16 protein-coding genes are annotated in these 13,779 nt (G+C 39.4%); 2 read left to right on the forward strand and 14 right to left on the reverse strand.

The features are described 5' to 3' along the window. Positions 1-419: 419 nt before the first annotated feature. Positions 420-704 carry a hypothetical protein gene (locus IEU71_RS02610; protein ID WP_004914539.1) on the reverse strand — a complete coding sequence of 95 codons (285 nt, stop codon included), beginning with the start codon at positions 702-704 and terminating at the stop codon, positions 420-422. A 34-nt stretch (positions 705-738) separates the two neighbouring features. Continuing rightward, the gene (locus tag IEU71_RS02615; RefSeq protein WP_036067063.1) at positions 739-981 is read right to left on the reverse strand and encodes a helix-turn-helix transcriptional regulator; all 243 of its coding nucleotides are present in this window, start codon (positions 979-981) and stop codon (positions 739-741) included. 143 nt (positions 982-1,124) lie between these two features. Here IEU71_RS02615 and IEU71_RS02620 point away from each other — a divergent pair, with 143 nt between their 5' ends. Beyond that, entirely contained in the window at positions 1,125-1,832 is a 708-nt protein-coding gene (locus tag IEU71_RS02620; RefSeq protein ID WP_004914542.1) for a S24 family peptidase, read from the forward strand. A gap of 136 nt (positions 1,833-1,968) precedes the next feature. Continuing rightward, positions 1,969-3,102 carry a tyrosine-type recombinase/integrase gene (locus IEU71_RS02625; protein ID WP_004914544.1) on the forward strand — a complete coding sequence of 378 codons (1,134 nt, stop codon included), beginning with the start codon at positions 1,969-1,971 and terminating at the stop codon, positions 3,100-3,102. A 161-nt stretch (positions 3,103-3,263) separates the two neighbouring features. Here IEU71_RS02625 and IEU71_RS02630 read toward each other — a convergent pair whose 3' ends face one another. The 12 genes from IEU71_RS02630 to IEU71_RS02685 all read right to left on the reverse strand — a co-directional run bounded on the left by IEU71_RS02630 (position 3,264) and on the right by IEU71_RS02685 (position 13,727). Beyond that, the gene (locus IEU71_RS02630; protein ID WP_004914548.1) at positions 3,264-4,301 is read right to left on the reverse strand and encodes a lipid II:glycine glycyltransferase FemX; all 1,038 of its coding nucleotides are present in this window, start codon (positions 4,299-4,301) and stop codon (positions 3,264-3,266) included. Between the two features lie 5 nt (positions 4,302-4,306). After that, complete coding sequence (locus IEU71_RS02635; protein ID WP_004914549.1) at positions 4,307-4,957, reverse strand: redox-sensing transcriptional repressor Rex; 651 nt, start codon at positions 4,955-4,957, stop codon at positions 4,307-4,309. A 98-nt stretch (positions 4,958-5,055) separates the two neighbouring features. Then, the gene (tsaD, locus tag IEU71_RS02640) at positions 5,056-6,072 is read right to left on the reverse strand and encodes a tRNA (adenosine(37)-N6)-threonylcarbamoyltransferase complex transferase subunit TsaD (protein WP_004914554.1); all 1,017 of its coding nucleotides are present in this window, start codon (positions 6,070-6,072) and stop codon (positions 5,056-5,058) included. Further along, entirely contained in the window at positions 6,065-6,478 is a 414-nt protein-coding gene (rimI, locus tag IEU71_RS02645) for a ribosomal protein S18-alanine N-acetyltransferase (protein ID WP_004914557.1), read from the reverse strand. The genes tsaD and rimI (IEU71_RS02645) overlap by 8 nt, the downstream gene beginning before the upstream one ends. After that, positions 6,453-7,010, reverse strand: coding sequence for a ribosomal protein S18-alanine N-acetyltransferase (gene rimI / locus IEU71_RS02650; RefSeq protein WP_004914560.1), 558 nt, complete (start codon positions 7,008-7,010; stop codon positions 6,453-6,455). The genes rimI (IEU71_RS02645) and rimI (IEU71_RS02650) overlap by 26 nt, the downstream gene beginning before the upstream one ends. Continuing rightward, complete coding sequence (tsaB, locus tag IEU71_RS02655) at positions 6,994-7,704, reverse strand: tRNA (adenosine(37)-N6)-threonylcarbamoyltransferase complex dimerization subunit type 1 TsaB (protein ID WP_004914562.1); 711 nt, start codon at positions 7,702-7,704, stop codon at positions 6,994-6,996. The genes rimI (IEU71_RS02650) and tsaB overlap by 17 nt, the downstream gene beginning before the upstream one ends. 50 nt (positions 7,705-7,754) lie before the next feature. After that, a complete protein-coding gene (gene ptsP / locus IEU71_RS02660) occupies positions 7,755-9,470 on the reverse strand; it encodes a phosphoenolpyruvate--protein phosphotransferase (protein WP_004914565.1) in 1,716 nt (571 codons plus the stop codon). Between the two features lie 2 nt (positions 9,471-9,472). Further along, a complete protein-coding gene (locus IEU71_RS02665) occupies positions 9,473-9,742 on the reverse strand; it encodes a phosphocarrier protein HPr (RefSeq protein ID WP_004914567.1) in 270 nt (89 codons plus the stop codon). 270 nt (positions 9,743-10,012) lie between these two features. Beyond that, a complete protein-coding gene (locus tag IEU71_RS02670) occupies positions 10,013-11,026 on the reverse strand; it encodes an L-threonylcarbamoyladenylate synthase (protein ID WP_004914570.1) in 1,014 nt (337 codons plus the stop codon). Beyond that, positions 11,023-12,015 (reverse strand): peptide chain release factor N(5)-glutamine methyltransferase, encoded by a 993-nt coding sequence (prmC, locus tag IEU71_RS02675; RefSeq protein ID WP_004914573.1) that lies wholly within the window; start codon positions 12,013-12,015, stop codon positions 11,023-11,025. Before prmC ends, IEU71_RS02670 begins: the two co-directional genes overlap by 4 nt. Then, the gene (gene prfA / locus IEU71_RS02680) at positions 12,012-13,082 is read right to left on the reverse strand and encodes a peptide chain release factor 1 (RefSeq protein WP_004914576.1); all 1,071 of its coding nucleotides are present in this window, start codon (positions 13,080-13,082) and stop codon (positions 12,012-12,014) included. The genes prmC and prfA overlap by 4 nt, the downstream gene beginning before the upstream one ends. Before the next feature lie 45 nt (positions 13,083-13,127). Further along, positions 13,128-13,727, reverse strand: coding sequence for a thymidine kinase (locus IEU71_RS02685; RefSeq protein WP_004914579.1), 600 nt, complete (start codon positions 13,725-13,727; stop codon positions 13,128-13,130). Positions 13,728-13,779: the final 52 nt, after the last annotated feature.

Here is a 13,779-nt window from a genome sequence, read left to right on the forward strand (position 1 = left end):
ATCGTACGCTCCACACCCACACTGCTTCATGGCACACTAAATAAACCTAAAATCGAATAAAACTTTATTCTCGGACACCATTGATATTCTATTTATCTCATTGTCCTTGGATCCCCTGACATCAACCAGACGATTACGGTGTTTTAATAGTGCAACGTCAGAACTCAAATCAAAGTAACGCTGCGACCCGAAATCAATCGACCCTCCGTAACTATCGCTACAATTTCAACAATAACTTGCCATGTTTAACCCTACTTTTTAACTAATTATTGTTTTTTCCATCAAAAACCGTTATGCTAAAGGTGCAAACTTTTAAACGAATGATGGTAACCTTTGTAACTTGATATTCAATTATTGGGGGACACTTATGTGTCCTTTTTTATTTCACAATTAAACTTATATTCTGCTGGTTACAAAATTTATTGATAATACTCAATGTGATCTGCTAACCATTTTTTTACCGCTGCCTTCGGATAGACAGTTGATTTTACACCGGTTGCTGCATCCTCTATCTCAATGTGCGGCAATCGATATCTAATACGAGAAAAATACGTTCTACCAAGACCAGTTTCTGCTGCAGCTTGGCCATCAGATTTCCATACAATCACATCATTTTGACGATGAAGCTTGTCAAGTTCTGTTAATTGTTGAGAAAACAATTTTTCCATATTTTCTATTACATCATTCAATTCAACTTCAGCCATAAAACACCTTGCTATCTCCATGGATTACTACGTCCTAACTCTCTATATGATGTATGGCTGGGTCTTTGTTACGACTAAACTGATTTCCAGAACAAAAAATAAGCTCATCATAACTAACATTAAAATATGTCTCGATATTCCTAAGTACAGCTGTACTGGGAACAGTTTTCCCCTGTTCATAATTTTGCCAAGTTCGTTTTGAAATACCAACAATTCGAGCCATTTCATGTTGGTTTAGATTAAAGTTAGCTCGAAGAGCTTTCAACGTTACCTTCATGTCTCCTCCTTTCTGAACAACTTTATTCTATTACGGTTAAATCGTAATGTCAATAGAAAATAATGAATTCGGCTAGTTCAGTTTGATTCATTTACGGTTCTGCCGTATAATATCAATATAAAATAACTTGAAAGGTCAACGTTATGAGCTCATTAGGCAATAAAAAAATTATGGCGCAAAATATTTCTCGACTAATGAAATCAAAGGGTGTGACACGCAACAAAATGTCCGACGATTTATCAATTAGTTACACAACACTGACTGACTGGATAAAAGGCAATACTTATCCGCGAATTGATAAAATTGAAATGATGTCAAACTATTTTGGTGTGCCAAAATCAACCCTGATCGAATCCGAAAATTCGTTAACTATTAGTGATAAGGTAACCGCCATTTTAGCCAACCTTTCTATTAGTCGCCAAAAAAAGGTGTTAGCTTATAGTGAGCATCAATACAAAATACAAAATAGCCAGCCACAAATTTTTGATCATCCAAAACAAGAGATTGAACTTTACGGTGCCGTCTCTGCTGGCACAGGAGAATATTTAAGCGACGAGTATCGAGAAACCATCTCATATGACGGTATCATACCTGATCATGATTATGCAGTTATCGTCAATGGGGATTCAATGTTACCTTTATTTGAAGACAAGCAGATAATTTTTGTCAAAAAAAGAACCGATATTCGCTCAGGACAAATTGTTATTGCAAACTATGATCAGCAAGCTTATGTCAAAAAGTTTGTTAGTGATGATAGTGGCGCACGGTTTGTTTCACTCAATAAAAAATATGATGATATGCCCATTAATGCCAACCATGAAACATCAATTTTTGGAGTGGTTGTTCTTTAAAAACAAAAGCTTAAAAATATTCTAATATTATCTTTAATTTATCTCGATATTAGTCCACATGGTCATGACTATAAACTGCCCTACTTCCTAGTTAAACACCTTGCTATCGTTTAAAATACAGGAAGGATAACAAAAAATGAGGTACACATATAAGAAAGAACGACGAGACCCACAAATACAAAGCTATATAACTACACAAGGCAAAAAATGGCGAATTAAATTTTCAATTACCGTACGCAACCAAAAGAAATTCATTGAAAAAAACGGTTTTAGATCTTTTGACGAAGCTAGGGCAGCTAAACAAGATCTCTTAAATCAAGTTTCAACAAATTTTAATAACAAAAACATCACCGTATACGAATATTTCAACCAATACTGCCAGGAAAAAATTGACAATGGTTCTTGGCGTTATACAACATATAAACAAAGTACTTATATGTTTGAAAGAAACGTATTTCCTACGTGGGGAAAATTTAAATTAAAGGACGTAACACGTCTAGACTATCAATCATGGATTACTAAGTACGCAAAAACAAAAAGATATTCAAAAAATTACATGCGCTTACTTAACGGTCTTGTTGCAGGAGTATTCACTGATGCAGTTCTAAATGATGTAATAAGCAAAAGTCCTATACAAAAAATAAAAGTATCTGGCTCGCCCTCCAGGGACACTTCGATTACACGTTCAGAATTTAACACTGTCTTCAATTTCATTAAAGATTCAGAAAGATTAACACTCCAACAAAGAACAATGGCTTTGTTAACACTTATTGGACTACGTCACGAAGAGATTATGGGGATAAGAGTTAAGTATGTCAAACAAAACATGCTAGGCATTTTTGAAACTATCAATATACATGGACAAGTTTCCACACCAAAAACCTCCTCATCAAATCGTTGGGTCCCAATGCCGCCGATTATTGAAGAACACCTACAGCGATGCATTCAACAGTCGAAGTTGGTATATGCATCTAACAACTTGATTATGTCAAAAAATGATCTGATATTTGTCAATCATTTAGCAAAACAAGTACGATATTCTGAGCTAGCAACAATATTCAAAATCATAAGTCGCGAAACGAATATACATGTTTGGCCACACAAAATGAGACATGCATTTTCAACCATAGCTTTCGGTATACCCGGATTGAATCCTAAAGACATCGCAAACATTCTGGGCCATTCAAAAATTGATATGTCATTGTATTATAATAACGGTACTAAAGAAGGTCAAACAGACGCAATGGAAAAAATAATAAGCCTCTTCTAGCTCCCAACTTTTCCCCAACTATGTATGAAATATATATGCAATTTAGTCAGTATATTAAATTAAAAACGTGATAAAGTCGCAGTATTATACAGTATATATGCTGTTTGCTTAAAACTTTATTATTATACCAAAAAAGCGCCCACCGGCGCTAATTTTTATAATTAATCAAATTGTTTGAGGTAATCCTTATAACCTTCTTCGTCAACGACCCAGTCGAGTTCACCGATATATTCAGCGTTGGGATCGTGGTAAGCAAATTCATGTTTGAACTTATAGAGACCATCAGAAACATCAAATTCACCAATGCCACCAAAATCATATTCGATTTTGCCAAGTGACAGTCCCCATTTCAGCATCTCATATTGAATGGCGGCTGGTGCGTTATGTTTACCAAATTCGCGATAAGAGCCAGCATACATATACCAAATCTCATCACCATAAGCAAATCCTAAGCCACCAGCAATCACTTGCCCTTCAAAATGAGCCAAGTAGACTCGGAACAAGCCTGTCCCTGCCCATAATTTTTGCATACGAAGGAAGTAATCTAATGGTCTGTGTGTGATACCATGATTTTTTGCCATTGCCACGTAGGTATCAAATAGTGCTCGAATATCCTCTTCACTATCACCAAATGTAATTGTCACACCATCACGAAATGCACGTCGAATATCATTACGAAGTTTAGGCTTGAAGTGCAACATCAATTCATCTTCATTGGTAATAGGCGTAGCACCTTCACCGCGACCATCATAGTATAAGACGACATTCTTACGTGGCTGAATATTACCATGCATGTGTGTAACTTGCGTATTACGTGTCTGGAAGCCTGCCTCAAGATATTTTTGATTCAACTCATCCGAATACTGTACTTCAGGATCCATTCTCAACAAGAAGACATTATCCGGTAATGCTGCTAAAGCTTCCTTAATCAAATCCTTAATTAAATCAACATCTTCAATATCGGCAACAGGTCCACGGCCAGCATAAGCTAAAACTTTTCCGGGAACAGCCTCAACTGTTAATACTGACATAACCGCATCAATTTGACCGTCTGTTTCATGATAAACATAAACGTGGTTCCAGTTTGCTTTCAATTCACCCCATAGTGGATCCTGTGTGACTTGTCCTCTTGGATTTTCACGCACAAACTTTTGATATGCTGAGACTTTTTCTTGATCATCTAAATTTAAAATTGTCATTTAACTTATAATCCTGTCGTAATTGAACCGTAATTTTCAATGAAATACACCAAAGTTTGCAATTCATTGGTTAAGTCAACGTTTTGAACACGTACGTTGGCAGGTACCGTGACACGCAAAGGCGTAAAATTCAAAATTCCCTTAACACCGGCACTCACTAATTGATCTGTAATATCTTGGGCAACACCTTGTGGCACAGTCAAGATCGCAATGTTAATACGTTGCGCACTAATCTGTTCCTTCAATTCACTCATTTTATAAATTGGTACACCAGCTAAAATAGTGCCTGTTCGCTTTTCATCGGCATCAAAAGCAGCTGAAATACGCATATTTGACGATTGATGGAAGTTAAAGTTAAGCAAGGCTTGTCCCAAATTTCCAGCACCGATTAGTGCGACGTTGATCAAACTATCTTGGTCCAAAACATTGGCAAAGAAATCCAATAGCGCTTTAACTTCGTAGCCATAACCTCTTTTACCTAGAGCACCAAAATAAGAAAAATCACGACGAATTGTCGCCGCATCGAACTTAATAGCATCACTTAATTCTGATGATGAAATACGATCTGTACCAGCATCATGTAAGAAAGTTAGATAACGAAAATAAATTGGTAACCGCTTAGCGGTTGCGCGTGGTATTTTTGGTTGTTGCGTCATAATATATCTCCAGTAATTTCACTTGTGAACTTTTGCATAGTAATTGTACCATATATTTAAGGGTTTTGCGAAAAGATAGTGAAACATTCACAATGATGTCACGATTGTAATAGTTCAAAATCCAATCCCGGATCCGTATTAAGGTCCAAATCCGCATAGATATTTTGTTTATAATTCCAGTAACCAGCAGCACCAATCATCGCAGCATTATCGCCAGTATACGCCACTGGAACTGGAATAAATACTGTATCATTGAAATCATTTAAAAGTGTTGTCAACGCTTCACGCAACTGGGAATTAGCAGCAACACCACCAGCTAAAACAAAGCTCTTAACTGGATAATGACGTAATGCACGCTCAGTACGACCGATTAACGCATCCACAACAGCATTTTGAAAACTCGTTGCCAAATCATCTTGGTTAATCGTTTCTTGCTTTTGTTCGGCATGGTGAACATAATTAATGACCGCACTCTTTAATCCTGAAAAACTAAAATCATAGTTGTCTTCATGAGCCATAGCCGTTGGAAATTTAATAGTTGCTTTACCACGATGTGCCATTTCATCAATGGTTTTACCAGCTGGATAAGGGAGTTTTAATAACCGTCCGACTTTGTCAAAGCTTTCACCAGCGGCGTCATCTCTTGTTTCACCTAATACTTCAAATTTATTTTCAGTTTTCATTAGGACTAATTCAGTATGACCACCAGATACCATCAGAGCCATAGCTGGATATATGATTGGTTGATTAAAATTTGCCGCAGAAATGTGTCCCGCTAGATGATTAACAGGTATGATTGGCAGGTCATGCGCCAAGGCAAATGTCTTAGCACCCATCAATCCGACCAGTAGTGAACCAACTAATCCGGGCCCATAGGTCACCGCAACCGCATCTAATTCAGATGGGGTGACCTGAGCTTGTTTCAAGGCATCATCAAGTACTCTGGTGATCCATTCAATGTGATGTCGACTTGCTACTTCAGGTACAATGCCACCAAACCGTTGATGGGAATTGATTTGCGTTGCAACACTATTGCTTAAAACAATGTGTCCATCTTCCACCACTGCTACACTGGTTTCATCAGCACTCGATTCAAATGCAATTATTTTAGTCAATTTTTCGCTCCATCATAATGGCATCAGCACCATTTTTGTAATATTTTTCTCGACGATAATAAGGTTGAAAACCAAATTTGCGGTACAGTGCCTGTGCTGCCGTATTGGTATTAGCTACTTCCAATAGTACGCGCTTCGTGTTAGGCAACGCAAAAACCGCCATCAGTAATGCTTGTCCAATACCTTGATGCTGAAATTTCGGCGAAACACCTAAACTACCAACTTCAACCTCATCTAAAATTTGTGTTGCACCAAGAAAACCACCTGTCGTCACAAAATAAATAGAACGTGGACTACGCAGTTCATGCTCAAATACTTCTTTTGGCCAAGGTGACGGTGCAAAAGACTCATTTGCTAATTGCCAAATGTCATCAAGATCTTCAATTGTTGCCCGTCTGATTATCAAAATTTAGTGTCATTGAGACCGCATCTTCGTGGTCACCAAGATAATAACCTTTCTTAATTTCCGTTTGCTCATAACCCAATTTACGATATAATGTCTGCGCATTGGTGTTAGAGCGACGTGCTTCTAATGTCATCGTTGACATATGCATGTTGTGTGCAAATTCATGAATTGACTCGAGCAGCATCGTACCAATACCGTGTTTCTGCCAGACTGGTACAACAGCGATATTAGTAATGTGCATATCGTCAATGTCTGAACGATACGCTGCGCCCGCAAAAGCAATAATTTGCCCACGACGCTCTACGACTAAATATAAACGAATATGTGGCCGAGATAATTCACTCATAAAATCACGCAATAGCCACGGTGCAACGCCCTCATAAACCGCTTCTTCTATTTTGATTAAGATGTCAATGTCTTTTAGTGTCGCTCGGCGCAAAGCAAAAGATATACCATTAATTTCGACCTGTCTTGCCTCAAATTTTGGTAAATTAAACGGTAAATGCTGTTGTCGTTTAAACTTCAAAAACATAATTTTCTGGTTTATCCTCACCGGGATGGGCTGCAAGCCAATTCAATTCGGCTTGCGTTTTCCGTAAATAATTGGGATTGAAATCAGCAATATGAGACGTTGGTGTTGCGGCGATACCTAATTTGATAATGCTTTTACCCTCAGGTAAACTATCTTCTGGCGTCAATACTGACGCACGATCACCAAATTGTTCGTGAATTTGGTCAAGAAATGGCGTCGTATCACCCATGAATAAAATATTATCTGACTGCGTCTTCAAGAAAGCAAATAGGTTGCTGATTGGCTGATGAGACTCTGGAAAAATTGACTTTTCTTCTTGATAGACACCAGCAAAAACATTTTGATTACGTGCGTCAAAAAGAGGCACAACGAGACCATCAAACGAAATTTGTGATGCTAAAACAGCTAGACTAGAAACACCAACTAATTCGGTATTTAATGTATCTGCCAAAACTTTCGCCACAGTAACACCAATTCGTAATCCTGTAAATGAACCTGGTCCTTGTGCCACAACAATACGATCAATATTTTGCAACTGCCATTTTTGACTTGCCAAAGCAGACTTAATAGCTGGCAATAACTGAATCGAATGATTTCGCGCTATATTGGTCGTAAAGACCTGTTTAATTTGTTCATCTTCTGCCAAACTCACTGTCAGTGGTTGGTTACTTGTATCAAATGCTAAAATCTTCATAAGTTTAATTTTATCACAAAAAAGCTGCCATAAGGCAGCCGTTCAAAACATTATTGTGTGACTTCTTTAACGAGTGCAATCACTTCGTCATTGGTTTCAGCATCTAACGCTTGCTTAGCCAATTCAGCCATCTTTGTTGTATCTAATTTTTTCATCAACGAACGCGTCTGCAAAACTGACGGTGCGCTCATAGAGAATTCATCCAAGCCCATACCCATCAAAATAGGAACAGCGATTGGATCGCCAGCCATCTCACCACACATCGCAACAAACTTACCTTCGTTGTGAGCAGCAGCAATAACGTTATTAATCAAACGCAAAATTGATGGATTATAAGGTTGGTAAAGGTAGGCAACCCGATCATTACCACGATCAGCAGCCATTGTATAACCAATCAAATCATTGGTACCAATTGAGAAAAAGTCAACTTCTTTAGCAAATTTATCCGCTAACATGGCAGCTGCCGGGATTTCAATCATGATACCAAGCTTAATGTCACCAACTTTAACACCGGATTCTTCAAGCTTAGTTCGTTCTTCAATATAGATTTTCTTGGCGGCACGGAATTCACCAAGTGTCGCAATCATTGGAAACATAATCCACAAGTTACCAAAGGCTGACGCTCTTAGTAACGCACGTAATTGTGTTCTAAATATTTCAGTTTGATCCAATGAAATGCGGATGGCACGATAGCCTAAGAAAGGATTTTCTTCTTCTGGCAATTGCCAATAGCTCAAATGCTTGTCACCGCCAATATCCATTGTTCTAACAGTAACCGGCTTGTCACCCATTTTTTCAACAACAGCTTTATAGGCTTCAAACTGTTCATCTTCAGTTGGCAAATGGTCTGATTCCATATAAAGGAATTCAGTACGATAAAGCCCAATACCTTCAGAACCATTATCTAAGACCGCAGCCATATCCTTTGGTGAACCAATATTAGCACCGACGACAAACTCTTTACCATCCGCGGAAACAGATTGTTCATCTTTAAGCTTTGCCCACTCAGCGCGTTGTGCGAGATAGTCATCAGCCTTTTTTTGATACGTTGCTAATGTGTCGTCGTCTGGATTGGCAATCACATCCCCAGTCAAACCATCAACAATGACTAAGTCGCCAGCAGAAATTTCCTTTGTTGCAACATCAGAACCAACAACAGCAGGAATCTCTAATGTACGCGCCATGATTGAAGCATGCGCTGTACGACCACCTAAATCAGTTAAAATACCCTTAACAAATTGGCGATCTAACTGTGCTGTGTCAGATGGTGTCAAATCCTTTGAGACTAGCACCACTTCTTCATCAATCAGCGCAGGATTAGGTAGTGAAACATTCAATAAATGCGACATAATTCGCTTTGTCACATCACGAATATCTGCTGCACGTTCTTGCATGTACTCATTGTCTGTCATTGCTTCGAACATGCCAATATACATATCCGTCACTTCTTTAACAGCAGCTTCAGCGTTCACCTTATCATCAGCAATCTTTTGCTTGATTGCCCCAGACATTTCAGGATCAGCTAACACCATCAAATGCGCTTCAAAAACTTGCGCTTCAGAAGCACCAAGATTTTTTTCAGCTTTTGATTTAATTAAAGTTACATCTTCACTAGAAGCCTTCAAAGCATCGTCGACACGTGCTTGTTCAGCCGTCACATCATTAATTGTTTTTTTGTCAAAAGACAAATCAGGATCAACTAACAAGTAGGCTTTGGCAATTGCCACACCATTACTTGCCGCGATTCCTTTGAAGTTCTTAGTCATTGTTATTCTGCGAGTCCTTCTGTGCCCATTGCTTCTACGATAGCTGCCATAGCAGCTTCTTCATCATCACCTTCAGTTTTGATTGTAACATCAGCACCTTGGCCAACACCCAATGACATTACACCCATGATTGACTTCAAGTTAACATCCTTACCTTGATATGACAAAGTAACATCAGAAGCAAACTTTGAAGCTGCTTGTACTAACAAAGTTGCTGGACGTGCGTGAATACCAGTTTCTGCTACGATATGAAAATCTTTTGATTGTGCCATGATTAATTTCTCCTTTTTAGCTGTTAATCAGCTTCTGAATATAGTTTATCAAAGCGCTTACAAAATATCAAGTAAAAAAAAGCACAAATCGCCGTTGTATCAAGCCATGACGCTGAAAACGCCTATCTAACAACGTTTTAAATGTAAACGTTTACATTTTGTTCACAATTTATTTTCTGTAAATTGAAAATATAGGTGTCATCTTGACACTGAACTTGATAACAATACTATCAATTATAAAAAGAAAAACGTCTTTACGACGTTTTTCTTTTACACACTAAACTCTTGATTTCCTGCCGCCTTACCCAGCCGATTGTTAAATGCCTTACCAATGCCAATTGGTGACATTTTTTCAACATAGATAGTGGCAACTGTGGCTTCATCGTCATAATAACGTAAACCAGCAAATAGTTGTTCTGTGGCTGTTTCTAATGACTCGCCAAGTGACCACGTTTTTTCTTTGGGAATTGCCATTGCTGCAATCGTTGCATCTTGTGCCATCACAACATCATTTTTTTGCAACACTTCTTTTAAGGTCAGTGCATCTAATCGGTCAAACATCACTACATTTTTATCTGGGGCATAGTGACGATATTTCATACCTGGTGCTTTTGGTGTGACATCGCTAGCAACTGATTTCGTGCTGGTTGCGTCAACAACCCTCACACCTAACACTGCTTCTAATTGTTGCTGTGTCACCGCACCAGGACGAAGAATTGTGGGTGTCGTTGCTGACATATCAATAACTGTCGATTCAACACCCACAGTTGTTGGACCATCATCCACAATTCCTGCAATTTTGCCCTGCATATCATGCCATACGTGTTGCGCCGTTGTAGGTGATGGCTTGCCAGAAATATTAGCGCTTGGTCCGACAATTGGTACACCAGCCACGCGTATTAATTGACGCGCAGCATCATTATCTGGTAGTCGAAAGGCCACTGTCTGCAAGCCGCCGGTGACGATCATCTCAACACGTCCAGGCTTGATAGGCAAAATAATGGTCAGAGAACCCGGCCAGAATGCTGCCATCAAAGTCTTAGCAGCTTCAGAAATCACCACAAACTCATCTAATTGTGATTCATCAGCAACAGTCATAATCAAAGGGTTATCACTCGGACGTCCCTTTGCCGTAAATACCTTTTGTACTGCTGCCTCGTTTGTTGCATCAGCACCCAAACCATAGACCGTCTCTGTTGGAAATGCGACAACCTCACCTTGTTGTAATAATGCACTTGCTTCAGCTAATGACTGCTTATCTGTTTTAAAAATTGTTGTTTTCATTTCTCCACTCGAATCATGCGGTCAAGTCCCGCAAAGTCTTGCCGCAATGTTATTTTGGCGTTGGGTAACGCCGCTTTCATCAAATTAACTACCGCTGGTCCTTGTTGATAACCGATTTCGAAGTACGCGCGTCCGTGTTCTGTTAAATGTTCATCTAACCCAGCAGCGATTCGTTCATAAATGTCCAAACCATCATGATCCGCAAATAACGCTGTATGTGGCTCAAATGTCAACACACTCGCATCCATCTCGTGCTTATCTTGGGTCGCAATATAAGGCGGATTACTGACAATAATGTCAAACACTAGTCCATCTAATTGACCATACACATCACTTTTGGCAAAGTGTAAAAATGACAATTCGAAGCGTTGCGCATTAGCTTGCGCAATAGTCAGTGCACCGTCAGAAATATCTGTTGCAAAGCCACGCACACGCTGATTTTCCAACATTAATGTTTCAATAATAGCACCGCTACCAGTACCAATATCTAACACAGAGACCGGTTGAACGCCCGATCCAGCATCTTTTAGAATCCAATCGACTAACTCTTCGGTTTCCGGTCTGGGAACCAACACCCGTTCATCCACTAAAAACTCACGACCAAAGAAAGGGGCATGACCCAAAATGTATTGTGGCGGCCTATTCTTTACCAATTCAGAGACCCACTTGGGCCAAACAGTCGCTAACGCTGCCGGCATTTGTCGACTCATGTTAGCGCGCAACATGCCATAGTTAATGTTAAACGCACCACTTAACAAAAAGTCCAGATTATCTTTCGCATCTTGTTCAGACATTCCAGCTTGGCGCAATTCAATTAACGCCCACTTTTTGGCCTCAATTAATGAAATTTTGACATGACTTAAGTCAGTTGGCTTTTTAATATCATCCCATTCAAACCATTTTGGTGCATTTAGCTTGTCCGATTGATTGTTGGCTTGTGGCTTGGATGAACCAAATTGTGGTGGCGTATCAAAATGCTTATCTGTCATTTGTTTAATTCCGCCAGTTTAGCCGTCTGATCAGCAATAACAAGGGCGTCAATAACTTCACCCAAATCACCGTTCATGATTCGGTCGAGTTTATTCAATGTTAACCCAATGCGGTGATCAGTAACACGATTTTGCGGATAATTATAAGTGCGAATCCGTTCAGAGCGATCTCCCGTTCCCACTGCAGATTTACGTTTCTCAGCATATTCTGCTTCATTTTGTTGCGCATAAAAATCATAGACACGACTCGCTAACAACTTTCGCGCTTTATCACGGTTTTTAATTTGTGTGCGTTCTTCTTGCATTTTAACCATAATACCCGTAGGTTTATGGATTAAACGCACTGCTGTTGAAACTTTATTGACGTTTTGACCACCGGCACCACCTGAACGGAAGAACTCTTCTTCCAAATCGGATTCGTTTAGCTCAAAATCAATATCTTCAAATTCGGGCATCACACCAACCGTTGCTATTGAGGTATGGACACGTCCTTGTGTTTCTGTTGCAGGGACACGTTGCACACGATGCGCACCACTTTCAAACTTTAACTTTGAATAGACGCTGTCGCCTGTAATCATTACCGCAACTTCCTTGTAACCACCAACTTCTGTTGTGGACTCATCAATAATACTCAATGACCAATTTTGCCGTTCAGCATAGCGACGATACATATCTAACAAATCGGCTGCAAATAAAGATGATTCGTCACCACCAGCAGCACCACGAATTTCCATGATAATATTTTTGTCATCATTAGGATCTTGAGGTAGCATCAAAACCTTGAGTTTATCTTCTAGTTCTTCTTGTTCTGGCTTGAGACTATTCAAATCTTCTTTGGCTAATGGCGCCATTTCAGGATCATCTAGTAAATCCTGCGCATCTTGAATATCTTGGATAACTTGCTGATAACGATGATAGACCTCAACTGTTTCACGGATACTACCCGCTTCTTTTGATAGTGCCATATAGTGCTGTCCGTCATTCATTACCTCGGGATCGGCGAGTTGTTCATTTAATTCGTCATAACGATCAACGACGGTTTGTAATTGTTGAAATATTGGATTCATATTTTCCTCCGTTATTATGTACGAGAATAATTAGTTCTCATCAAATTAATGCGATAGTAGTTGGTCAATTTTGTCTTGATCGGGGTGATACCAGTGAAAGCGGCAAGTTGGAATATACGCTTCATCACCACCGATAAACACTTGTGCCCCTTCACGTTGCGGTTTGCCATCAACAATTCGCAGTTGTGTCGTCGCTTTTTTGCCACAAAAAGAGCAAATTGTTTTCATTTCTTCTAATTTGTCAGCCATTTCGATCAAGCGCTTGGAACCAGCAAACAATTGATTGAACGCGTCTTGTTTCAGTCCAAAGGCCATGACCGGTATATGTAGCGTGTCAACCGCATAAGCCAATTGGTCGACTTGTTCTGGCTGCAAAAACTGTGCTTCATCTACCAATACTGCGGCTAAATTATCATCTTTGGCCGCTTTAATCACTTCGTACAAATTTTCTGTTTCGTGTACGGCCATGGCGTCGCGCGACATCCCAATACGACTAGCAATTTTGCCAACACCGTCACGTGTATCAACACTGGGGGTCATTAACAACACCTTGCGTCCCTGCGATTCATAATTGTGCGCCACTTTCAAAATTTCAATTGACTTGCCCGAGCTCATTGCGCCATATTCAAAAAATAATTGTGCCAAACCACTACCTCTTCTCAAACCAAACTATTTCAATTATACCAAATTACAACAA

The sequence above is a fragment of the Leuconostoc falkenbergense genome, assembly GCF_014634805.1.
Classification (GTDB): Bacteria; Bacillota; Bacilli; order Lactobacillales; family Lactobacillaceae; genus Leuconostoc; species Leuconostoc falkenbergense.